The following is a 23,722-nucleotide window of genomic DNA, read 5'->3' as shown; positions in this document are numbered from 1 at the left end:
GATGCACCCGCTCGCCGCGGATCGCGAGGGGTACGGCCCGCCGTGGCGAACACGGTCCGGCTCCCGCTTCCACGGTCCAGCCTGCTCGATGAGCTTCAGTGTCGACTCGTGAATTGAATTACCGATCCTCTCCGGGGGTAGCCTGGTCACCGTCTGCGACGGAGGGCCGCGGATCGCGCTCGTGATCCCGATATGTGTGCCGCTTTCGGTGTGGTACGAGGGCCGGCGCGCCGCCAGCGGCGCGTGGGGCGTGAGGAGCATGAAATGACGAATGCAGTCGTGAGCGAGCCGGCCACCGAGGTCCCGCCGAAGCTCTCCTTTGCTCAGACCATCAGGAGCTTGCCGCGCTCCTTCTGGATGGGCTGCACCATGGAAATGTGGGAACGGCTCGCTTACTACGGCGTGCGCGTGGTCATGCCCATCTACATCGCCCAGGCCGACGAGCCTGGGGGGCTCCACTTCAGCCAGCGGGACAAGGGCACCATATACATGGTCTGGGCCCTCATCCAGTCGCTGCTCCCCATGATCACCGGCGGTTACGCGGACCGGTACGGCTACAAGCGCACGATCTTCATCACGGTCTGGCTGAAGATCATCGGCTATCTGCTGATGGCGACGCAGCGGAGCTTCACCGGCTTTCTGCTCGGCGTGGTCGTCCTCGCGACCGGCACGGCCCTCTTCAAGCCCGGGATCCAGGGCACGCTGGCGCAGTCGATGGACAAGTCGAACTCGTCGGTCGGCTGGGGGCTCTTCTACTGGCTCGTGAACGTGGGCGCGGCGATCGGCCCGCCGCTCGCCGGCTATCTCCACGGCATGGGCTGGCCGTGGGTGTTCTACGGCTGCGCCGCCATCATCTCCCTGAACTTCCTGATGCTGTTCACCTACCGGGAGGTCGACTCCGGCGCCGACAAGACCGCCGATGCGTGGCGGGTCTTCAAGGACACCATCAAGAACATCTGGGACGCGCGGCTCATCACCGTGATCCTGCTGCTCTCGGGGTTCTGGTTGATGATGTACCAGCTCTGGGACCTGATGCCGAACTTCTACACGGACTGGATCAGCAGCACCTCGTTCGTGCAGAACAACCCCTGGCTCCCGTCCTCCTGGCTCGACGTCAAGGATCCGCGCGGGGTCCAGCTGAAGCAGGAGAACGTGCTCAACGTGAACGCGGTGTGCATCGTCCTCCTCCTGGTCCCCTTCTCGTACCTGGTGGCGAGGATGAAGGTGCTCTCGGCGATGACGCTGGGTATCCTCGTCGCCATCGGCGGTATCCTCGTCTCCGGGACCACGTCATCGCTTTATGTCCTCTTCCTGGGCATCCTGCTCTTCTCCATCGGAGAGATGCTGACCGGCCCGAAGAAGAGCGAGTATTTCTCGCTCATCGCGCCCAAGGGGAAGAAGGCGCTCTACCTCGGCTACGTGAACATCCCGGCGGCGATCGGCCCGGCGATCGGCGCGCAGATGGCGGGGATCCTGTATGGCACGCGCGGCGAGAAGGCCACGCTGGCCCTGCGCTATCTCGCCGAGAAGACCGATTTTGCCAAGGGGAAGTCCTGGAATGGCGACGTGGCGTCGCTCCCGGAGCTCCTCGGGGTGTCGCGCCAGGAGGCCTTCCGGAAGCTCCAGGAGGTGCTACAGATCGACGCGACCGAGGCCACGCGCCTGCTCTGGGACACCTATCAACCCTACGAGATCTGGTACTCGTTCGCGGCGGTCGGGGTCGCGTCGCTCGTGGGGATGCTGCTCTTCTCGCGGCGATCGAGGCGGTGGAAGGACCTCGACGTGTAAAGCGCGGGGGCTGCGCCGTCACGGGCGAGACCGACGCCTCGCTCTGGCCGGCAGCCGGTCACCCACGCGGGCTCCGCCGCGGGCTCCGCAGCGCGACGGCCTACTCGCACGCCTCGCCGAGGATGTACCCGTGTTTGCAGATGCAGCGGCACTCGACCTCGAGCTCGGGCTCGTTGCACGCCGGCCGGACCCGCAGGGTCTGCCGCGCCGTCCGGCCCTCCCCGTCCTTCACCTGCACCTCGATCTCGTGGTCCTGATCGAAGATGTCGCGGCTCGACCAGTTGTTCTGGCAGACTCCCACGTTCGCGAACGTCGAGATGTCGGCGTCGACGCTCGCGCCCCAGCCGTCGCCGGTCGGCTTGAGGTTGACCGTCCTCGACTCGGACATCACCCGTCCGGACTCGGTGTCGCGCAGCGAGCCGGAGAGCTGGACGCCGCAGGCGCTCAGGTTCGTCGCGCGGACACCCAGGAAGATCACCCGCCCGCCCTGCGGCGGCATGATGATGTCCACCCCGTCGCCGTCGCTCACCGGGCGCGCCGCGCCGCTCGAGTCGAGCGCGATGACCTCGATCTGGATGGGCGCCCCCTCCTCGCCCAGGTACCCGAGCTTGCACATCCCCTCGACCGGCGGGTCAGGCTCCCCCGGCGGGGGCTCCACGTCGTCGCCGCACGCCGGCGCGACGAGCAGCAGCGCCGCGAGCGCAGCGCTCGTCGCGCCGTGCCAGGCCTGCCAGGCCGTCACCGGTCTCGACGCTCCGGCGCCGGAGGAGGGCCCTCGTCGTCGTCCGGCTCCTCCCGCGGGATGGGCGCGCGCGGCGGGCGCCTCGTCGCGCCGAAGGGGCTCGAGCTGGGGGGCGGCGTCGCGCGCGAGTCGGGCGGCGCGTGCTGGGAGGGCGAGCCGCTGCGCCACAGGCCGCTCGCTTCGGGATCGGCTGGCCCCGGCGATTCGCCGAGCGCCGTGCTCCCCTCGTGCAGCCCCATCTGCGGGAACGGCGTGCGCTCGGCCAGGTAGGCCGCGAGCAGCCGGTCGCGCTCCAGCTCCTCCGTGCTCGGCGGCGGCGGGGGATCCAGCGTCGGCAGCTCGTCGGTCCAGGTGAGGTCCGCGTCCTCCAGGCTCGGGCCTGACCCGGCGCCGCTGGAGAACCTCCGCGATGCGTTCCGCTCGGTCGGGACAGGCTCCGGCGCGTAGCTGGGAGCAGCACGGTCGAGCCCATGGCTGGACGCGCGATCCGGCGCAACCCCGGGGGTACGGTCCAGCGTGTGGCTGGACGCGCGGCCCGGCGCGTTGCTGGGCGCGCGGCCCGGCACATTGCTGGGGGAGCGGCCCGGCGCGTTGCTGGGCGCGCGGCCCGGCGCGTTGCTGGGCGCGCGGCCCGGCGCGTTGCTGGGCGCGCGGCCCGGCACGTTGCTGGGCGCGCGGCCCGGCGCAGGGCTGGGCGCAAGCTCGGGCGCGTAGCTGGGCATGCGCCCGGCCGCGAAGGAGGGGCTCCTCGAGGTCGGCGGCGGCGGCGGCGGCGGGGGATCGATGGTCGGCAGCTCGTCGTCCCAGTCGCAATCCTCCGGATCGACCCGGGAATCCGACCGGTGCGTCGTCGGGCCGAGCCGGAGATCGCCCGGCCTCCGCGACACAGGGAACCCCGCCGGCGGGCCGATCGTCGGCAGCTGGCCCACGCCCGGGTCCCGCGCGGGCGCGTCCTCCCGGCGCTCCGTCCGCCGCGACGGGCGCGTCGGCTCGGGCACCGGCACGGCGTACCTCGTCGACGCGACCTGCCCGAACGGCCGCGAGTCCCGCGGCAGCCGCGGCGGAGGAGGGACCGCCATCGCCGCGCGCGCCGCGGCCGTCGAGGGAGGCGGCTGCGTCGAGATGAGGTTCTCGTCGCGACCCCGCTCGACCGGCGGCGGGCGATCCGCCGACACAAGCTGCCGGGGCTGCACGCTGGTCGGGGACGACGCGGCCTGCGCGGAGCCCGGAAGCGGCCTGCCGAGCCACGCAGCGTCCTTGCGCCCCTGCGACGAGCGCACGCCCTCCTCCGCCGGGCGCACCGCGCGCGGCGCGAGCGTGTCGCCCGGCTCGGTCGGCGGGACCTCATCGCCGAAGTGGACCGGCGCGGCCCCGGTCACGCGCGACTCCACGCCCGCCGCGCCCCTCCCGGAGCGGAAGCCGAACGCCGCGCGGATCGCCCGCTCGTGGTGGGGCTCCACCTCGACGGGACGGACGATGAAGCACGGCTCCGCGCCCGGCGCCCGCAGCGAGAGATCGACGTCGAACGGCGCGGTGAGGAGGTGACCCTGCTCGTCGAACAGGATGCGCACCGGCGGCTGCGCGAAGTACGCCGGCGACGACGGCGTCGCGAGGACGACCCCGAGCTCGCCGGTGCTCAGCTGGACGAACGTCCCCGTCGGGATGATGCCGAGCGCGCCGATGAGCAGCTTGCCGATCGCCCTGTCGGTCGCGCTCTCGGCGCCCGAGAGCATGCGCTGGAGCACGGCGTCGAGCGACGAGCCGCCGCCCGACGACCCATCGAGCACCGGGAACGGCGCCGCCCGGAGCTCCGTGAACTGGCGGGCGGCCGCGAGGATCCGCGCGAGCACCGTGGGGCTGCGCCGGCCGCCGTAGAGCGGGCCCTGCCGGCCGCCCGGCCGGAGCGAGAGCGCCTCGTAGGCGATCACCGTGCGCGTGATCGACGGTGTGTGCAGCTTGCCGAGCGCCGTCAGCATGACCGCCGCGCTCGCGGACAGCCGCTCCTTCTCGTCGTCGCTCAGGCTGCGCTCGAGCAGCGAGCGCGCGGCCGGCTCCTCGTCGCCGGCCGAGCCCGCGAGCGCCCCCGTGAGCCGCAGCCTGCTCACGTCGTAGAGGAGCGCCGCCGTGACGAGGCTCCCGAGCATCCGCCTGTCGCTCGTGAGCTGGCGCGCGATGCCCAGCGCGACGATCGCCGTCGACACGCTGAGGCCCGCCTCGTCCGGGTCGGCGACCTTGCCCGCGGCGACCGAGAGCAGGAGGCGGGCGTCCTCCTCGGCCGCGGCGACGAGCTTCTGCGCGACGCGCTTCACCCGCTGCGGCAGCACCGCCTCGGACGAGCGCAGGGCCGCGTAGAACCCGCGCATCACGAGGATCGCCGCGGCGTAGGTGCGGCTGATGCGGCCGATGCGGGTGCCGTCGCCCTCGATGGCCCCGCCGGGGAACGGGTTCGTGAGCTTGCGGACCCGGACGCCGCGCAGGCTCGACTGGAGCAGCCGCGCGGCGATGCTGCGGTCGCGCTGCGCGTCCGCGAGGAGGCGGGCGAAGGCGGCGAGCTCGGCGCGGCGGACCGTCTTGTCGAGCACGAGCTCCGAGACGTCGCAGGCCTCGAAGAAGCTGCCGAGCTCCAGGGCGACCTCGTACGTCTCGCGCGAGGCGCGGAGCATCTGGCCGTTGATGAAGAGCGTGTTGCCCGCGAACACGAGCGTCGCGGCCTCGCTCCCCGACAGCTCGCAGAACTGGACGATGCTGTCGATCGCGGACGGGACGAGCGACAGCACCGCCTGGTTCGAGTCGCTGTGCAGGAGGCACGCCTTCGCGAGCCGGTAGATCATCTGCACAAGGCCGAGCGCCGCGCGGCGCCGCCCGTCGGCCTTCACGCCCGAGATCGCCGTGTCGCCGGTGATCTCGTGGAGGTTGGCCTTCTCCTCGCTCACGGCTTCCTCCCGCCCCGGGGCGAAGGCGCCGGCTTCGTCGACGGCACCGCGCTGCTCGGCGCCGGCTCGATCGCGGGGCGGGCCGGCGGGCCGAGCGTGAACGGCGCGGGGCCTTGCCGTGCGCTGTACGGTGAGGCGCCGGCGCCGGTGGGCGGGGTGGGGGACCGCGGCGGCGAGGCCGGGCGCGGCATCGAGGGCGGCATCGGGGGCGGCGCGGCGGTCGGGGTGGACGCGGCGGCGGCGGAGGGCGGCGGCGGCCCGCGCCTGCTGAACGGCGCGGAGGTGGGGGGCGCCGAGACGGAGCTTGTCGAGGAGGGCACCGACGAGACCATCGGCGGCCTGTAGGCGGGCCGGCCGGCGTCGCCGCCCACGGAGCCCGGGCGCGGGGTGCTCCACGGCTCGAGCTGGTCCGGCAGGCTGAGCGGTCCGCCCTGGCTCGCGCGCCGGACCGAGACCGGCGAGCGCGAGCGCGCCGCGCGGGATGGCGGCGCGCTCGCCTCGGGGGAGCGCGGCGACGGCAGCGATGCCAGCGGGCGGTCGCTCGGGCGGGTCGGCGCGACGAGGCGCGCGGCGATCGCGACCGCGGCGCGGGCGGCGGCGTCGCGCACCGGCGGGGTGTTCCACCAGCGCGGCTTGGTGGCCTCCTTGACCGCGCGGAGCGCCTCGTAGCTCCGCGCCTGGCAGAGGAAGTGCGCGGCCAGCTCGCGGGTCTGCTCGATCGCTTCGGAGGGGATGAGCTGGCGCTTCTCGAGCAGCTCGATCGCGAGCTTCTCGGCCCGCGCCGGGTTCAGCTGCGCGACGGTCTCGAGCCACTGCCGCCGCTCCGACCCCGGCAGGTCGTGGAACGACGGCGCGACGATCCGCCGCACGAGCGTCGGGCCCGCGGCGAGGACGCCGAGCTTGCCGATGAGGCGCAGGGCCTCGCGGCGCACCGGCGGGGCCGGGTCGTCGAGCAGCTTCTGGAGCTCCTCCCGGACGCGCTCGGCGGCGGAGCCCGGGCCGGTCGCGCCCTCGCTGCCCGCGGCGTCCGGGAGCTCGGCGAGCGCGCTGATGCGCACCTCGACGTGCGGGCTCGCGAAGCCGGCCTCCAGCGCGGCGAGCGCCTCGAGGGTCTTGAGCTGCGCGAGCAGCTGGATGAGCGTCAGGGCGAGGGGGGCCGGGGCGCGCGAGACGAGGTCCCCGAGCTCGGCCTCCCGGCCGGGCGCCCACCGCCGCATGTACGCGAACAGGATCTCGCGCAGGCGCTCGGACTGCATGGCGCCGTGGCACTGGCAGGCCGCGCTGAAGAGCGAGCCGTCATCGAGCGCGTCGAGCGCGTGGGCCAGCCCCTCGACGATCGCCGGGTCGAGCGGCGCCAGGCTCCGGCCCGCGCCGGGCTGCGCCGCGCCCCGGCCCGCGCCGGGCTGCGCCGCGCCCCGGCCCGCGCCGGGCTGCGCCGCGACGCCTGCGGCCGCGGCGCCGGTCGCGGCCGGCTCCTCCGGGTGGGTCGTCGCGAGGTCGTCGAGGATCGCCTTCAGCGCCTCGACCGGGAACATCGCCTGCGCGAGCGCCCTGTCGATCGCGCGCGGCATGAGCTGCGGCAGCGCGGCGCTCCGCCGGCTGTTCGCCGCGCCCGCCCCGCCGCGCTGGACGCCCTCGAGCCGCGTGGAGAACGCGCGCCGGAGCATCGTCTGCACCTCGAACGCGAGCTCGTAGCTGTGCAGGACGATCTGGTCGGCGGTCCACGCGGTCAGCGCCCCGGTCATGCGATCGGCGTCGCCGTGCCGGACGGCGTCGACGTAGCCGTCGACGAACGCCTCCATGTAGCGCTCGGTCCACTGCTCCGACGGCAGCGCGATCTGGGCGCCGAGGGTGCTCCGGGTCAGCGGGTCGACGGCGAGCGCCGAGGCGGCCGCGCCCGTCTCCGCCAGCGCCGCCTCGACGTTCCTCTGCAGCGCCCTGCCCGCGAGCGAGCTCTCGTCCCAGAGGCTCTCGATCTGCGCGAGGGCGCGCGCCCCGACCGCGATCTCGCGGCACTGCTCCTCGAAATCCTCCAGGTCGACGTCGCCCTCGGCGAACTGATCGATCGCCATGTAGGCGATGTGCTCGAAGCGGCGGTCCCAGAGCGCCGTCACCGCGTCGTCGTCCTCGCCGATGCCGAAGCTCTGGTCGCGGAGCAGGATGGCGGCGAAGTCGCGGAGCTCGGCCTCGGTGATGCCGGCCTTGATCTGGATCCTCCGGATGCCGTCGGCGAAGAGCTGGTAGGGGATGCGATCGAACGGCGGCCTGTCCGGCTGCCAGATCGGCTGGCCGCCCGAGGTGAACGCGCTCGGGGTGACCTCCCAGCGGACGCCGAGCGGGTTCTGCGACAGCGTGCGCGTGATCTCGTCGAACGCGAAGTGGATGCCCTTGTTCACATGCGGGTGGTTCCACCCGTACTGGCGGATATTGCTGAGCACCAGCGCGAGCTGCTTCCAGACGCCGACGAGCCGCTGGCAGGTCTGCTCGACGACGGCCGTCGACGGCGGCTCCTGCTCCTCGTCGATGGCGTCGTTGCCGCGGACGAGCACGCGCGGCGCCTTCTTCTCGCGCGAGGGGGTCAGCTGGCCGGCGGCGTTCGCGGCGCTCAGCCGGCGGAGCTCGGTGCGCATCGCGGCGGCGCTCTGGAACCGGCTCCCGCGCTCGAAGGCGAGCGCCTTGTCGACGAACGCCACGATCTCGACCGGCAGGTCGGCGACCTCGGTCGCGATCGACGGCGCGGTCTGCGTCGCCGCGAGGAAATAGGACTCGGACTCGCTCCGGCCGCGGTTGAGCCGCTTGCCCGAGAGCAGGGTGAACAGGCTCGCGCCGACCGACCAGAGATCCGACCGGCCGTCGATGCCGGACACGCCCATCGCCTGCTCGGGCGACATGAACGCCGGCGTGCCGAACGTGAGCCCCGCGCGCGTCGCCTGCCGCTCGGGGTCGCGCATCCGGGCGATGCCGAAATCGAGGACCTTCACGTGGCCGGCGCTCGTGACGAAGATGTTCGCCGGCTTGATGTCGCGGTGGACGATGCCGATCGAGTGGCACTTCTCGAGCAGGTCGAGCACGACGTCGAACACGGGCAGCACCTGCGCGACGGGGAGGGTGCCGCCATGGCCGCTCGCCAGCCGCTGGAGGGTGGTGCCCGTGAGCAGCTCCATGACGAGGAACGGCTCCCCGCGGTCGCTGAGGTCGTCCTCGACCACGGCGACGCGCGCGGGGTGATCGACCCGGTTCGCGATCTTGCCCTCGCGCAGGAAGCGATCGCGCAGCTCGGCATTGCGCGCGAACTCGATGTGGAGGACCTTGACCGCGGCGCGCGAGCCCCGGCGGTGGGTCGCCGCGAACACCGCGCCCATGCCGCCGACGCCGAGCAGGTCGTTGAGCCGCCACTTGGCGTTCAGGGCCGTCCCTATCCGCGCAGCGGCTGTATCTACGAGGTTCGGCTCCTCGGCGTGCGGGTCGAGCGGGGCCATAGACCGGGCGGCGGACAGGGGCCGCGCCGTGCGCGGCAGAGGGCGAGTAAGCCAGGCCGAGCATACATGGTTCCCGGTGCAAGCGCGAACCAGGACACGGTCGTCCGCCCCCACGGAACAAAGGTGGGCGAAGCGTTCGTGAGGTGGCAGCGAGGCTGCGTGCGACTCACGCGTGCAGCCGACAATGGGCGATAGGGGGCCATTCCGGACAACCCCGGACAGCCACCCACGATCACCGCTTCAGCGCACGCTCGGGCGCGGCGCCGGCGTCCGGCTCGGGAGCGCCGGGCCACTCGGGGCAGGTGACGCGGTAGTCGATGTCGGGCATGAGCAGCGCCCATTCCTCGCGCGTGAAGTTGCGCCCGGCGTAGGCGCACGCGCGGGTCATCAGCGGCTCGGCCGCGATCGTGAAGACGCGCGCGGCGCCGTCGTTCGTGGCGGTCACGACGCGGGTGGCATCCGGGCTGAACACCGCGTCCGTCAGCGTGACCCCCCCGGCGCGGAGCGTGATCGGCTCGCCCTGCCCGTCGACGGGGAGCACCCGCGCGATGCCGTCGCTCGAGACGGCCACCACCCGCGCGCTGTCGCTGCTGAACGACACGGTCCGGACCGACGCACCGAGGCCGCTCAGGACGAGCGGCTGGCCCTGGCCGTCGGTGCGGAGCAGCCGCACGACATCGTCGAGCGCCGCGATCGCGATGTGGCTCCCGTCCGGGCTCACCGCCAGCGCGGCGATCGCGCGGTCCTCGTACCCCGACGGGAGGACGCGAGGGACCCCACGGCCGTCCGCCGGCCACACCTTCACGTTGGGCCCCGACGTCGCCACGATGTGCTTGCCGTCCGGGCTGAACGCCGCCTTGAGCAGCCCCGCGCGCTCGTCGCGCAGCTCGACCGGCTCGCCCGGGACCCCGTCCTCGAACACGCGCAGGATGCCGTTCCACGAGGTCGTGACGATCCTGGTGCCGTCCGGGCTGAACGCGACGCCCACCACCCGGTCGTCGTGGGTGCCGAGCGCGACCGGCTGGCCTTTTCCGTCGGTGCGCCACACCCGCGCCGTCTTGTCGGCCGAGCCGGTGACCAGGCGATTGCCGTCGGGGCTGAAATCGACGCTGAGCAGGTGCTCCGCGTGCCCGCGCAGCACGACCGGCTCGCCCGAGCCGTCGGCGCGGAAGATGCGGGCGGTCTTGTCGGTCCCGGCGGTGGCGATCTTGGTGCCGTCGTGGCTGACGGCGATGCCGGTCAGCGGCCCTGTGTGGCCGTGGAGGAGCAGCGGCTCGCCCGGCGCGTCGAGGCACCACACCCGCGCGGTGCCGTCGTCCGAGGCGGTGACGATGCTCCTGCCATCGCGGCTGAAGGCGGCGCTGTTCACGGTCCCCTCGTGGCCCTGGAGGACCGTCGGCGTGCCTTTGCCGTCGGAGCGGAAGATGCTGGCCATCCCGTCGGCCGAGGCCGTGACGACCGACGTGCCGTCGGCGCTGAAGGCGGCGCTTCGCACGGCGCCCTGGTGCCCGCGGAGGACGAGGGGCTCGCGGTGGCCGGGCCGGAGGATGCGCGCCGTCCCGTCGCCCGCCGCGAGGACGATGCGGTCGTCCACGGGGCTGTAGCTCGCGCCCTCGACGCCCAGCCCGTGCCCCTTCAGCGCCGCGGGGGCGCCGTGCCCGTCGGCGCGGACGACGTAGACCGTCCCGCTGATGGCCGTGGCGAGGATCCAGGTGCCGTCGTGGTTGAAGACCGCGCGCCGGATGAGCCGCTCGCCCAGGGGCACGACGAGCGGCGGCTCGTCCCCCATGCCGGGGCGCCACACGTAGATCGCGCCGTTCGTGGTCCCCGCGACAACGCGGCTGCCGTCCGGGCTGAACGCCACGCTGGCCGGCGCGGCGTCCCGGGTGCGGAGCGCGCCGTCCTGGCGGCCGTCGGGGTGCCACAGGCGCACCGTGCCGTCGGTCGATGCGGTGGCCAGGCGGCTCCCGTCGTGGTTGAAGGCGACGGCGACGACCCCCCCGGGGTCGTGCGCGCGCAGCACGACCGGCTCGTCGCGCGCGCCGCGGCGGAAGAGCCGCGCGGCCCCGTCCGCCGAGGCGGTGGCCACGAAGCGGCCGTCGGGGCTGAAGGTCGCGTCGTGGACCGCGCCGCCGTGCCCGCCGAGCACCTCCTGGCGGACGGCGGGGCCCCAGACGGCGTCGCCGAGCGCCTGCACCACGGTGGCGCCCGCGGGGCGGCCGCTCGCCTTGGCGGCGAGGCCTGCCTCCACGGCGAGCAGGCGCGCGCGCGCCTGCAGGCCGTCGGACAGCTCCTTCGCCGACTGGGCCGCGAGGCGGCGGGCGTCCTTCTCGCGCGACTCCTGCTGCGCCCGGAGCAGCGCGTGCTCCTCCTCTCCCATCTGCCAGAGGAGCACGAGGATCAGGCCGCCGAGCAGCGTGACGGCGACGGCGAGCACGGTGAGGAGCCGCCGCATCGACCGCTTCTGGCCCTCGGCCCGCGCGCAGGCGGCGAGGAACGCCCGCTCCTCCGCCGAGATGTCGCACCGCCCGTCGCACCACGACGTGAGCTCCGCGAGCGCCGCCCCGCCCACGAGGAAATCGTCGTTCCGCCCGTTCGAGAGCCAGCGCACGAGCGGCTCCGTGACGCCCCGCTCCGCCTCGCGCGACCCGACCCACGCCCGGTCGAAGACGCGGCGGAAGATGCGGTTGCGCACGTCGAGGGACGGCGCGCCCGCGGCCGTCGCCCGCTCGGCGGAGAGCCCCGACAGCCGCAGCAGCACCTGGACCGGATCGCCGCTGTCCACGGGCACCGGGTGGCCGTCGAGCAGCTGCTTGTACAGGCGGAGGAGCTTCGGCGCGTGCGCGTGGTGGGGCCCGTGCGCCTCCAGGCACCGCTCCGCGTGGCGCAGGGTCGGGTCCTCGGTCCGCCCCGGGTCCAGGAAGCGCCGCTCCACGGCCTCGTCGACGCCGAGGCCGCGCCGCTCTCCGACGAGATCCGCGCAGAGCCGCTGGGTCATGTAGGGGTGCCCCGAGGTCCACGCGAAGATCGCGTCGAGCAGCGCGTCGGGGTCGGGCACGAGCCCCTCCAGGCCCGCGCGGAGCTCCCGCACCTCGGCGCGGGTGAAGTCGTCGAGCCGGATCGAGCGGCCGATGTTGAACGGCGTGCGCGCCGGATCCAAGACGAGCTCCGACGGCGCCGCCACCCCGAGCAGGCAGAACGTCAGCCGGGCGTTGGCCGGGCGCTCGGCGCGCCGGTTCACGCACGCCCGGATGACCGCGAAGAAGTCGTCCCGCGAGAAGGGAAGAGACAGCGTGGCGTCGACCTCGTCGATGAACAGGACGATCTTGGAGGAGATCTCCACGAGCACGACGTCCTCGAGCCAGCGCAGCCAGCAGTGCACCGGCCCGAGGTGCCAGTGCGCATCCCAGAACTCGTCCGGCGGCTCCAGCCCGAGCTGCTCGGCGATCTCCGAGGCGATCCCGAGGTACCAGCCCACCGGCGTGGTGGTGTCGGTGCCGAGCGCCCCGAGATCGACGCTCGCGCACTCCGCCTGCTCGGCGCGGAGCCGCGTCGAGACCCGGAGTCGCAGGCTGGATTTCCCGATCTGCCGGGTCGACAGCACATAGCAGAGCTCTCCGCCCAGCAGCGCCTCGAAGAGCTCCGTGTCCGCGGAGCGCTCGATATAGATCGCGCCGTCGCCTACTGTCCCGCCCGCCTGGAACCGGCGCCCGTGCTCTCCGGCGCTGGCCTTCGCCAGATCGAGGTCGGGAGGCGCCGAGAAGGTCACGATTATGACGGTGCCATGCTGCGCGGGGACCGTCAACGAAACGATATTTCGCGTCGCTCGTGTCCGTGGTGAAACAACAGGGTTCGCAACGGCGCCTTGGACTTCACGAGAGTGTCACGCAGACAGGGGGGCCAGAGCACACGCGTTCGGGCGCTGCCGGAGGCCTCTGTCGGCTGTCGGCGCGCGCGACGCGTGATTCGGCCGTGGCCGTGCGCCCCGGCTCATTCATCGCCGCGCGGCGAGGGCGTATGCGTCCGTTGTGTTGCGTCGCAAAACCCACTTGCCAGGTCCATAAATCGTGGACCCGGCCACTGCCGCCGGTGTAGCGTTCGCGCCGTGCGAGGCGCGTTGAGGGCGGGGGAGCATCGCGTCGTGGCCGCGCTGGTGGCCATGTCGCTGCTGGGGTGCGCATTGCGCTCTGCGGCTCAGCAGAATCCTGCCGATACTACGGCTTTGCCTGATGCGCCTGAAGCACCTGCCGGAGAGACCCAGAATCCACCGCCGCCGCCAGCCGCAGAGGCGGCCCCTCCGTCGACGGCGGTCGCCCGGCCCGGGCTGCCCGATGAGGCCGCGGCCATCTCGGGGTGGTGGTTCAACGCCCCGAGCTAAGGTTGGTTACGATGGACCCGCAGCGATCGACACACCTCAGCTCCGCCCTTCAGGAGTCCGGCCAGGGAGCGCTGAAACACGGAATTGTCTGGCGAATCGCGCGAACGGCGCGAACGGCGGCCCTCGCCGGGGTGGCCGGGGCCGCGCTCCTCGCGCTCCCCGCGGCGGGGTGCATGCAGCTCGACGAGGGGCTCGCGCAGCAGGTCTCGCTCGCGGTGCACGTGAGCGACTGGCGGGAGGAGATCATCTATCAGGTGCTGATAGACCGCTTCGCCGACGGCGACGCGGGTAACAACACCCGGGTCTCGTCGGCGCTCGGCAGGTGGCACGGCGGCGACTGGAAGGGGCTCGAGGACCGGCTGCCCTACCTCGAGGAGCTCGGCGTCACCGCGCTCTGGATCTCGCCGATCGTCAAGAACGTCGAGACCGACGCCGGCTTCGACGCATACCACGGCTACTGGACGCAGGACTTCACCGCGCTGAACCCCCATTTCGGCGACCTCGCGTCGCTGCGCCGGCTCGTCGCGTCGGCCCACGGCCGCGGGATGAAGGTGATCCTCGATATCGTGGCGAACCACGTCGGCCAGCTGTTCTTTTACGACATCAACCAGAACGGCCTCCCCGACGACGCCGTCCACGGCAGCGGCAAGGGCGGGCAGTCGCAGATCGTGCACGTGAGCGAGTACGACCCCGATTTCGACCCCCGCGGCGTCCAGGCGCGGACGTCGCTCGGCGCGTCGGGCCCGGCGCCGATCGTCTTTCGCCACGAGCCCGCGACAAACCACCTCCCGCCGCAGCCCGAGCTCTTCCAGGACCCCGAGGTCTACAACCGCAAGGGCCGCATCCTCGATTTCGACGACGTCGACCAGCTCGTGCACGGCGACTTCCCGGGGGGGCTCAAGGACATCGACACGGCCCGCTGCGACGTGAAGCGGACGATGGTCGACGTGTTCGTTCGATGGGTCGAGCTCACCGACGTCGACGGGTTCCGCATCGACACGCTGAAGCACGTCGAGCACGAGTTCTGGCGCTATTTCACGCAGAACGTCCGGCTGCGGCTGAAGGAGAAGGGCAAGACCCACTTCTTCATGTTCGGCGAGGCCTTCGACGGCAGGGACGATCTCATCGGCAGCTTCACGAGGCACGACGTCCCGGCCCACCCGCACGACGAGGCGCTCGGCGGCGATCTCGATCGCGAGAACGGCGGCGAGGCGGAGGGGGGCTGTCCGGGCGCCGCGCCGATCACGGGGGATATGGTCGACGGCGTCTTCTATTTCTCCCAGTACTACCAGGCCTTCCGCGACGTCTTCCGGGACGCGCAGGGCACGCGGCGGATCGAGCAGCTCTGGGCGGCGCGGGAGGCCAACTACGGCGCGAAGCCGAACGCGAACGGCACGGGCCTGCCGCCGCTGAAGACGCTTGTGAACTTCATCGACAACCACGATGTCCCGCGCTTTCTCTACGACGGCCCGGGCGTCTCGCCCTTCCAGGCCGACCCCGAGGCGGCCCTGAGGAACGCGCTCCTGTTCCTCTTCACCGAGGACGGCATCCCGTGCCTTTACTATGGCACCGAGCAGGGCTTCAGCGGCGGCAACGACCCGGCCAACCGCGAGGATCTCTGGACGAGCGGCTACGACACCCAGCACCCGCTCTTCCGGTGGATCAAGCGGCTCACGGCGCTGCGCAGGGGCTACCGGGCGCTCACGGTCGGCGAGCAGACGGTGCGCTGGTCGACGGAGCGGACGGGCGAAGGGGACGAGGACGCGGGGATCTTCGCCTTCGAGCGGGGCGAGTCCGACGGCGATTACGCGCTCGTCGTGCTGAACACGCACCCAGGGAAGCCGAGCTCCACGAGCTTCGAGGGGGCGGCGATGACGACCGAGCTCCGGCCGGGGACCGTGCTCGTCGACGTGCTCTCGCCCGAGAAAACGACATATAGCGTGGGCGCGAACGGCGCCGTCACCGTCAAGCTGCCGCCGGTGAGCGGAGCGGTGCTCATCCCGGAAGACCAGGTCATCCAGGGTCTTTGACCCCCAGAAGCCCTCCTCCCTCTTCGAGAGTCTTTAGAATATGGCCTCTGTCAAAGTGCGCGGACTCAACAAGCGATTCGGCCAGACCCACGTGCTGCGCGGCGTCTCCGTCGACGTGCCCGACGGCTCGTTCGCCGTCCTCGTCGGCCCGAGCGGCTGCGGCAAGTCGACCTTGCTCAGGCTGCTCGCCGGGCTCGAGGAGGCCGACGACGGCTCGATCGCGCTCGGCGGGCGCGACGTCACGCGGCTGGAGCCGCGCGATCGCGACATCGCCATGGTGTTCCAGTCGTACGCCCTCTACCCGCACCTCACGGTGCGCGAGAACCTCGCGTTCGGCCTGAAGCTCCGGAAGACGCCGCCCGCCGAGATCGAGGCGCGCGTGAAGGAGGCGTCCGAGATGCTCGGCCTCGGCCCGCTCCTCGACCGGCACCCCCGCGCGCTGTCCGGCGGCCAGCGCCAGCGCGTCGCCATGGGCCGGGCCATCGTGCGGCGGGCGCAGCTCTTCCTGTTCGACGAGCCGCTCTCGAACCTCGACGCCGCCCTGCGCGCGCAGGTGCGGGTCGACATCCGCAAGCTGCACGACCGGCTCGGCGCGACGAGCGTCTACGTCACCCACGACCAGGTCGAGGCCATGACGCTCGCCGACGAGATCTTCGTGCTCAACAAGGGCGTCGTCGAGCAGTCGGGGCCGCCGCTCGAGGTGTTCGCCCGGCCGCGCACCCAGTTCGTGGCGAGCTTCCTCGGCAGCCCGGCCATGAACTTCGTCGAGGCGCGCATGGAGAGCCGCGAGGGCCGGTGGGTCGCGGCCCAGGGCGAGCTCGCTGTCGAGGTCGACCCGGCCGAGTTCCCGGGCGCCCTCTCGTCCGGGCGGCGGGTGACGGTCGGCGTGCGCCCGCACGAGGTGGATCTCGCCTCGGGCGAGGGCGGCGCCCCGTTCCAGGTGACGATCGTCGAGGCGCTCGGGGCCGAGTCGTACGCCCACGGCACCGTCGCGGGGGCGCCGTTCGTGGCGCGCCTCGACCCGGCGACGCGCGTGGCGAAGGGGGACACCGTGACGATCGCGCTCCGCCAGGTGCACCTGTTCGATGCGGACTCCGGGCTGACCCTCCGGGAGGCGTGAGTCGACCCATGCCGAGCCGCCGCCGCCGTCGCCCCGCGCTCGCCGCGCTGGCCCTGGTCCTCCTCGTGCCCGCGCTCGCGGTCGCGGCGCCGATCCGGCTCTGGCACGCCTACCGCGACGACGAGGCCAGGGCCCTCGGCGCCATCGTCGCGGCCTTCCAGGGCGAGGAGGTCGAGCTCCTCGCCGTCCCGTTCGACGCCTACGCCTCGAAGCTCCAGGCGGCGATCCCGAGGGGCCAGGGGCCCGACCTGTTCATCGACGCCCACGAGCGGCTCGGCGACTACCACGCCCGCCAGCTCGTCGCGCCCGTGGGCGACGCGCTCGAGGCGGACGGCGAGGCGGTGTTCCAGGGGCCGGCGCTCGCGGCGGTCCGGCTGGGGGGCGAGATCCTCGGCCTGCCGATCAGCCAGAAGTGCATGGCGCTCTACATGAACACCGCGCTCGTCCAGGAGGCCCCGGCCTTCCTCGAGGACATCGCGGCGCTCGCCGGCACCCTGCCGCAGGGCGTGTACCCGCTCGTGTACGAGGCGTCGAACGCCTACGCGCACATGCCGATCCTCGCCGCCTTCGGCGGCGCGATGCTGGACGAGGACGACCAGTTCGGCCTCTTCGGCCCGGGGCCGGAGCGCTCGCTCGAGCTCGTCCGCTCGCTGATCGCGCGGCGGGTCGTCCCGGAGGACGCGGACGGCGCGCTCGTGACCGACCTGTTCAACGCGGGCCGCGCGGCGTTCGTGATCAGCGGGCCGTGGTTCGTGGGCGGCCTCGAGGACGAGGCGAAGCGGAGCTCGCGCGTCGTCCCGCTCCCGAAGGTGCGCGAGACCGGCCGGCCGATGCGGCCGTTCATGACCGTCGAGGCGGTGATGCTCTCGCCCCAGGGCGCGCAGCGCGCCGAGGCGCGGGCGCTCGCGCGCCACCTCGCCGGGACGGCGGCCGCGGCCACGCGGCTCGAGGTCGCGCGCACGCCGCCGGTGCGGAACGACGTGGCGGTCCCGGCCGACGACGCCTTCATCGCGGCCTTCACCGAGCAGGCCAAGGTCGCCATCCCGATGCCGACCTCGCCCGCGATGCGCTCGACCTGGGAGCCGTCCGCGCGCGCGATCCGCAAGGTGCTGCGGGGCGACGCGCCCCCCGACGTCGCGCTCTCCGAGGCGAAGCACCGGTTCGACGACGTGCGCCGGCCGCTGCCCCCGCCCGCCTCGCCGGCGCCGCTCCTCGTCGCGCTCGGCGCGCTCGCGCTCGTCCTCGTGCTCCGGTGGGTCTCCGCCGCGAAGGGCGCCGTCCGCGGCCCCACGCTCCGGCAATCGCTCCCGGCCTACAGGTACGTCGCGCACGCCGTCGTCGCGATCGGCGTGCTCGTGCTCGTGCCGCTCGTCATCGGCGCGGCGACGTCGCTCTTCGCCGGCAGCGGCGAGGGCCTCCGGTACGTCGGCCTCGCCAACTTCATCAGCATCCTCACGGCGCGCGGCGGGCCGCTCTTCTCGAGCGGCTCGTTCTACCTCGTGCTCGCGGTGACCGTGCTCTGGACGGCGGTGAACCTCTTCTTTCACGTCCTCCTCGGCGTCTCGCTGGCGCTGCTCCTGCACCGCCCGACGCTGCGCCTCCGCGCGGTCTACCGGGTGCTCCTCATCGTGCCCTGGGCCGTGCCGAGCTACGTGACCGCGCTGTCCTGGAAGGGCATGTTCCACCGCCAGTTCGGGGCCGTGACCGGCCTCATCGAGGCGGTGAACGCCGCGTTCGGGACGAGCATCGCGCCGATCGCCTGGTTCTCGAGCTTCACGACCGCGTTCACGGCCAACGTGACCACCAACGTCTGGCTCGGCTTCCCGTTCATGATGGTGGTCACGCTCGGCGCGCTCACCGCCGTGCCCGAGGAGGTGCTCGAGGCCGCCGAGGTCGACGGCGCCTCGCGCTGGCAGCGTCTCTGGAAAATAACGCTCCCGCTGATCCGGCCGGTGCTCGCGCCGGCGGTCACGCTGGGCGCGATCTGGACGTTCAACATGTTCAACGTGGTGTTCCTCGTGTCCGGCGGCGATCCGGACGGCACCACGGACATCCTCGTCTCCGAGGCGTACCGGTGGGCGTTCACCCGCGAGGCCCAGTACGGCTATGCCGCGGCGTACTCGGTGCTCATCTTCCTGCTGCTCACCCTCGCCACGCGGGCGTCGGGCTGGCGGCGGCGGACGCCCGGGTCGATCCTCCCGCGGGGCGGCGGGGCGGCGGACGGGTCTACGCCTGCCCCGGTGGCGGCGACGGAGGCCGTATGACGCGCAAGCCTTCTCCGGTCGAGTCGATCGCGGTGCACGTCGCGCTGCTCGCGGCGGTCGCGTTCGCGCTGTACCCGGTGCTCTGGGTCGCCTCGATCGCCTTCTCGGGGGTGCGCCCGCCGGTGCCGGAGGTGCTGCCGATCCCGAACCAGCCGACGCTCGAGCACCTCGAGGCGGTGGTCACGACGTCGCAGAAGGTGGGCGGCGAGCGGATCTGGCTGTTCCCCCGCCAGCTCGCCAACTCGGTCGTCGTGGCGCTCGCGACCGCGGCCGTCGGCGTCACCATCGCGGTCCCGGCGGCGTATGCGCTCGCGCGCTTCCGGTTCGCCGGCAAGGACCGCGGCCTGCGGGCGCTGCTCGCGACGCAGATGTTCCCGACGGTGGCGAGCGCGATCCCGCTGTACCTCCTGCTCGACGCGCTGGGCCTGCTCAACTCGCGGACGGGGCTCGTGCTCTGCTACGCGTCGACGGCGGTGCCGTTCTCGATCTTCCAGCTCCGGGCGGCCTTCGAGGCGATCCCGGTCGACCTGGAGGAGGCGGCGATGGTCGACGGGGCGACGCGCTTCCAGGCCTTCCTCCGGGTGGTGCTCCCGGCGGCGCGGCCGGCGATCGCGGTGACGACGCTGTTCGCGATCATGACGGCGTACAACGAGTTCATCCTCGCGGCGACGCTGCTCTCCAAGGAGGAGATGTTCACGCTGCCGGTGGTGCTGCAGCGGTACATCGGCGAGCACGACGCGCAGTGGGAGCGGTTCGCGGCGGGGGCGCTGCTCGTGTCGCTGCCGGTCATGGGGGCGTTCTACCTGGTGCAGCGGCACCTCGTGGCGGGGCTGACGACGGGCGGCGTGAAGGGGTGAGGGAGGGGTGAGCCTGCCAGCGCGCGACCCGGCCGCGCCCCTGCGGAGCGGTCCGCCGGAGCGGCTGCGCCCCTCGGCGGCGCGACCCGCGCTGCTCGGCGGCGTCGCGGCGCTCGGGGTCGCGCGGCACCCCCCCGCCTACCCCCTGCCGCCCCGGCGCACCCGTCCGCTTGACCCCACCCTCGCGCCCATGGACGCCCGATCGCGACCCCGCTATCTCCAGGAGGCCATGCCCAAGGCCGAGGTTCCCTCGCCAGCCGCCGCGCCGGGGACCCCCCACGCGGAGCCCCGCCCCTCGCAGGGCGGCGAGGCCCGGCCCTCGCTGAGCGGCGACGCGCGCCCGTCGCTCGGCGGCGACGCTCGCCTGTCGTTCGGCGGCGATCTCGACGGCCGCGGCACCTTCCTGCCGGCCCCCGCCGTGCTGCAGCGGCGCCTCGGCCGGCCCTCCTGGGAGAAGGTCTGGCTGCCGCTGCTCGGGCCCCTGCTCGCGCTGCTCGTCATCGTCGCGGTCGCCACGCTCGAGGCCGCGCTCGACTGGAGCGTCCCGAACCCGCCGGCGATCCTCTCGATGGTCATCGTCTTCGCGGCGTTCAGCGGCGGCATGTGGAGCGGCATCGTCTCCGCGCTCGTCTCGTGCGTCTACTTCGCGCTCTACTTCTCCGAGCCCGGCGCGCCGCTCTCGTACCACGAAGACAACCTGCTCCGCGTCATCGTCTTCGCCGTCACCACGCCCGCGATGGCGGTGATGGCGAGCATCGCGAAGCGCCGCGCGGACGCCATGGGCGAGGCCTCGCTCGAGAACGAGCGCGAGCACTCGGCGAGCCTGCGCGCCCTGCTCATGCAGCGCCAGGCGGTCGAGGCCGAGCTCCAGCAGGCCAAGGAGGCCGCCGAGGCGGCGAGCCGCGCGAAGAGCGAGTTCCTCGCCAGCGTGAGCCACGAGATCCGCACCCCGATGAACGGCATCATCGGCATGACGTCGCTCGCGCTCCAGACCGAGCTCAGCCAGGAGCAGCGCGAGTACCTCGAGATGGTCAAGATCTCGGCCGACGCGCTCCTCGCCATCATCAACGACGTCCTCGATTTCTCGAAGATCGAGGCGGGCAAGCTCGAGATCGAGCCCGTCGTCTTCGACCCGAGCGAGATCATCGGCGACGCCGTGAAGACGCTCGCGCTCCGCGCGCACGAGAAGCGGCTCGAGCTCGCCTACGACGTCGGCTCCGACGTGCCCGAGGCGCTCGTCGGCGACCCGCTGCGCCTGCGCCAGGTCCTCGTGAACCTCGTGAGCAACGCGGTGAAGTTCACCGACGCCGGCGAGATCGTCGTCCGCGCCGAGGTCGACTCGCGCGCGCCCGTCACCGCCGAGGAGGACGCCGGCGCGGACCGCCAGAGCGCGCCCAGCCTCTACGCGGGCGAGGCGCTCGGCGACGCCCTGGTGCTCCACGTGCGCGTGATCGACACGGGCATCGGCATCGCCCCCGACAAGCAGCGGCTCGTCTTCGACGCGTTCGCGCAGGCGGACGGCTCGACCACCCGCAAGTACGGCGGCACGGGGCTCGGCCTCACGATCTGCGCTCGCCTTGTCGAGATGATGGGCGGCAAGATCTGGATCGAGAGCGAGGTCGGCAAGGGCAGCGTGTTCCACTTCACGCTCCAGGTCCGCGCGCTCGACGGCGCCGCCCGGTCGCGCCGCCTGCAGATGCCGCGGGATCTGCTCGGCACGCGGGTCCTCATCGCCGACGACAACGCGACCGCGCGGCGCATCCTCGCGGAGACCATCGAGGGCTGGGGGATGAAGCCGGTCGCGGTCGACTCGGGGGCGGCGGCGATCGCGGCGCTCTCCGAGGACTCGGGCGTGTGGGCGCTGCCCTGGGGCAAGCCGGGGGGCAACGCGGTCGGGCCGAGCTCCTCGTTCGGCCTCGCCATCGTCGACGCCCGCATGCCGAAGGTCGACGGCTTCGCCGTGGTCGAGCACTGCCGGCGGCGCGAGATCTTGAAGGGGCGCACCCTCATGATGCTCAGCTCCACGTCGGCGCAGGCGGACGCCGCGCGCTGCCGCGATCTCGGCGTCTTCGCCATGGTCACGAAGCCCGTGAAGACGTCCCACCTCCAGGAGGCCGTGTTCCACGCCCTCGGCGTCCCGACGCGGAGCGCGCTCCGGTCGGCCGACGTGCGCCGCGCCGCGCCCGGGCCGCGCGCCCGCGGCCTGCGCGTCCTCGTGGCCGAGGACAACGCGATCAACCAGAAGCTGATGCGCCGCTGGCTGGAGCGGCAGGGCCACCACGTGCACATCGTCGAGAACGGCCGGCTCGCCGTCGAGAAGATCGCGACCGGCCAGTACGACGTGGCCCTGCTCGACGTGGAGATGCCCGAGATGGACGGCCTCCAGGCCGCGCGGGTCGTCCGCGCGCGCGAGCGGCGCGAGGGCGGGCACATGCCGCTCATCGTCGTGACCGCGTACGCGATGAAGGGCGACCGCGAGCGCTGCCTCCGGGCGGGCTTCGACGGCTACGTGTCGAAGCCGGTGCAGGTCGAGGAGCTCTACGACATGATCGACCGGCTCGCCGCCGGGCCCTCCTCCCTGGAGGTCGAGGACCCGGCGCGCCTGTCGCTCGGCGCGCCGAGCTCGTACTCGCCGGTGCCCTCATCGTCGGTCGACAGCGGGCCGCCGAGCACCCGCTCGGCGGACGAGCGGCCGCAGGGCACGCCCTCCTCGATCGCGAGCCGGCCGATGTTCGACCGCACCCGGGCGCTGGAGCGGACGGGCGGCGACGCCGACCTGCTGCGCGAGCTCGCCGAGGTCTTCCTGGAGGAGTGCCCGCGGTGGATGGCCGACATCGACGAGGCGGTGACCGCCGGCGACGCCCGCAGGCTCCAGCGGGCGGCGCACAGCCTGAAGGGCGGGGTCGACAGCTTCGGCGCGCGGGGCGCGTTCGAGGCCGCCTTCGCGCTGGAGAAGATGGCGCGCGCGAACGAGCTCGGAAGCCTGGCCGAGGCGCAGTTCGCGCTGCGGGCGCAGGTCGATCGCCTGATCCCCGAGCTCGCCGCGTTCGTGCGCGAGGCCTCGCCGGCGGACGCCGCGCCGCCGGCGGACGGTGCAGCATGAGCGGCGCTCCGAGGGCGAGGTGACGCGATGGTGAGGGTGCTCGTGGTGGACGACTCCCCGATGGATCGGCGCCTCTCCGGGAGCCTGCTGAAGAAGCGCGCCGGCATGGAGCCCATGTACGCCGAGAACGGCGTCGAGGCGCTCCAGGCGATCGCGAAGGTGATGCCCGAGATCGTGCTGACCGATCTCCAGATGCCGGAGATGGACGGCCTGGAGCTCGTCGAGGCGATCCGCCGCGAGCACCCGTACCTGCCGGTGATCCTGATGACGGCGCACGGCAGCGAGGAGATCGCGGTGCAGGCGCTCCGGCGCGGCGCCGCGAGCTACGTCGCGAAGCGGAACCTCGCGGCGGAGCTCGTGAACACGGTCGAGAACGTCCTCGCGGTGGCGCGGCTCGATCGGCGCGAGCAGCAGCTCCTCTCGTGCCTGACGGCGACCGAGTCCCAGTTCGAGCTCGACAACGACGTGGCGAAGGTGCCCGCGCTTGTGGGCCACATCGAGCAGAGCCTGGGCCGGATGCGCCTGTGCGACGAGACGGGCCGGATCCAGGTCGCGGTGGCGCTGCGCGAGGCGCTCGTGAACGCGATCGTGCACGGCAACCTCGAGGTCAGCTCGACGCTGCTCGACGAGGATCCGAGCGCCTTCTCGGCGCTCGTCGAGCGGCGCCGGACCGAGAGCCCCTACCGGGACCGGCGCGTCCACGTCATGGCGCGGGAGACGCGGACCGAGGCGACCTACGTGGTGCGCGACGAGGGCCCCGGCTTCGACCCGCGCGACCTGCCCGACCCGACCGACCTCGCCAACCTGGACAAGCCGAGCGGCCGCGGCCTGATGCTGATCCGCACCTTCATGGACGAGGTGCGGCACAACGAGAAGGGCAACGAGATCCACATGGTGATGCGGTGCCGCTCGGGGTCCGACCATGAGCCGAGCGATCCGGGCGGCTGAGGCGCCGGCGTTGTGTCCGCGGGAGAGGCGAGCCGGTGGCCACCGACTCCGACGGTGGGTAACTCCAACTGGCCGCTCGG

11 protein-coding genes are annotated in these 23,722 nt (G+C 73.0%); 7 read left to right on the top strand and 4 right to left on the bottom strand.

The window, feature by feature from the left end; all coding sequences use genetic code 11:
• Positions 1-264 precede the first annotated feature (264 nt).
• A complete protein-coding gene (locus tag WMF36_RS40360; protein ID WP_437576159.1) occupies positions 265-1,788 on the top strand; it encodes an MFS transporter in 1,524 nt (507 codons plus the stop codon).
• Positions 1,789-1,888: 100 nt separating this feature from the next.
• On the opposite strand, the gene WMF36_RS40355 is transcribed toward WMF36_RS40360, so the two are convergent.
• From WMF36_RS40355 to WMF36_RS40340, 4 genes are all read right to left on the bottom strand, one after another.
• Positions 1,889-2,530: a hypothetical protein gene (locus tag WMF36_RS40355; protein ID WP_437576158.1), complete on the bottom strand. Its 642-nt coding sequence runs from the start codon at positions 2,528-2,530 to the stop codon at positions 1,889-1,891.
• A complete protein-coding gene (locus WMF36_RS40350; RefSeq protein WP_437576157.1) occupies positions 2,527-5,463 on the bottom strand; it encodes a hypothetical protein in 2,937 nt (978 codons plus the stop codon). The genes WMF36_RS40355 and WMF36_RS40350 overlap by 4 nt, the downstream gene beginning before the upstream one ends.
• Positions 5,460-8,942, bottom strand: coding sequence for a protein kinase domain-containing protein (locus WMF36_RS40345; RefSeq protein WP_437576156.1), 3,483 nt, complete (start codon positions 8,940-8,942; stop codon positions 5,460-5,462). The genes WMF36_RS40350 and WMF36_RS40345 overlap by 4 nt, the downstream gene beginning before the upstream one ends.
• A 232-nt stretch (positions 8,943-9,174) precedes the next feature.
• Positions 9,175-12,711 carry an AAA-like domain-containing protein gene (locus WMF36_RS40340; protein ID WP_437576155.1) on the bottom strand — a complete coding sequence of 1,179 codons (3,537 nt, stop codon included), beginning with the start codon at positions 12,709-12,711 and terminating at the stop codon, positions 9,175-9,177.
• 740 nt (positions 12,712-13,451) lie between these two features.
• On the opposite strand from WMF36_RS40340, the gene WMF36_RS40335 reads away from it, so the two are divergent.
• The 6 genes from WMF36_RS40335 to WMF36_RS40310 are packed head-to-tail and all read left to right on the top strand — an operon-like array spanning position 13,452 to position 23,642.
• Positions 13,452-15,350: an alpha-amylase family glycosyl hydrolase gene (locus WMF36_RS40335; protein ID WP_437576154.1), complete on the top strand. Its 1,899-nt coding sequence runs from the start codon at positions 13,452-13,454 to the stop codon at positions 15,348-15,350.
• A gap of 40 nt (positions 15,351-15,390) precedes the next feature.
• Complete coding sequence (locus tag WMF36_RS40330; protein WP_437576153.1) at positions 15,391-16,470, top strand: ABC transporter ATP-binding protein; 1,080 nt, start codon at positions 15,391-15,393, stop codon at positions 16,468-16,470.
• A gap of 8 nt (positions 16,471-16,478) precedes the next feature.
• On the top strand, positions 16,479-18,734 hold the full coding sequence (locus tag WMF36_RS40325; protein WP_437576152.1) for an extracellular solute-binding protein: 2,256 nt from the start codon (positions 16,479-16,481) through the stop codon (positions 18,732-18,734).
• Positions 18,731-19,591: a sugar ABC transporter permease gene (locus WMF36_RS40320; protein ID WP_437576151.1), complete on the top strand. Its 861-nt coding sequence runs from the start codon at positions 18,731-18,733 to the stop codon at positions 19,589-19,591. Before WMF36_RS40325 ends, WMF36_RS40320 begins: the two co-directional genes overlap by 4 nt.
• A 7-nt stretch (positions 19,592-19,598) precedes the next feature.
• The gene (locus WMF36_RS40315) at positions 19,599-22,694 is read left to right on the top strand and encodes a response regulator (protein ID WP_437576150.1); all 3,096 of its coding nucleotides are present in this window, start codon (positions 19,599-19,601) and stop codon (positions 22,692-22,694) included.
• A 27-nt stretch (positions 22,695-22,721) separates the two neighbouring features.
• Positions 22,722-23,642: a response regulator gene (locus tag WMF36_RS40310; RefSeq protein ID WP_437576149.1), complete on the top strand. Its 921-nt coding sequence runs from the start codon at positions 22,722-22,724 to the stop codon at positions 23,640-23,642.
• Positions 23,643-23,722: the final 80 nt, after the last annotated feature.

This window comes from Sorangium sp. So ce887 (assembly GCF_051521455.1).
Classification (GTDB): Bacteria; Myxococcota_A; Polyangia; order Polyangiales; family Polyangiaceae; genus Sorangium.
Note: the sequence above shows the minus strand (reverse complement) of the source record. Positions and strands in the feature narration are given on the sequence as shown.

Coding starts and splice junctions, on each gene's coding strand:
- WMF36_RS40360 (WP_437576159.1), top strand. CDS start 265: ATGACGAATGCAGTCGTGAGCGAGCCGGCCACCGAGGTCCCGCCGAAG.
- WMF36_RS40345 (WP_437576156.1), bottom strand. CDS start 8,942: ATGGCCCCGCTCGACCCGCACGCCGAGGAGCCGAACCTCGTAGATACA.
- WMF36_RS40330 (WP_437576153.1), top strand. CDS start 15,391: ATGGCCTCTGTCAAAGTGCGCGGACTCAACAAGCGATTCGGCCAGACC.
- WMF36_RS40325 (WP_437576152.1), top strand. CDS start 16,479: ATGCCGAGCCGCCGCCGCCGTCGCCCCGCGCTCGCCGCGCTGGCCCTG.
- WMF36_RS40320 (WP_437576151.1), top strand. CDS start 18,731: ATGACGCGCAAGCCTTCTCCGGTCGAGTCGATCGCGGTGCACGTCGCG.
- WMF36_RS40310 (WP_437576149.1), top strand. CDS start 22,722: ATGGTGAGGGTGCTCGTGGTGGACGACTCCCCGATGGATCGGCGCCTC.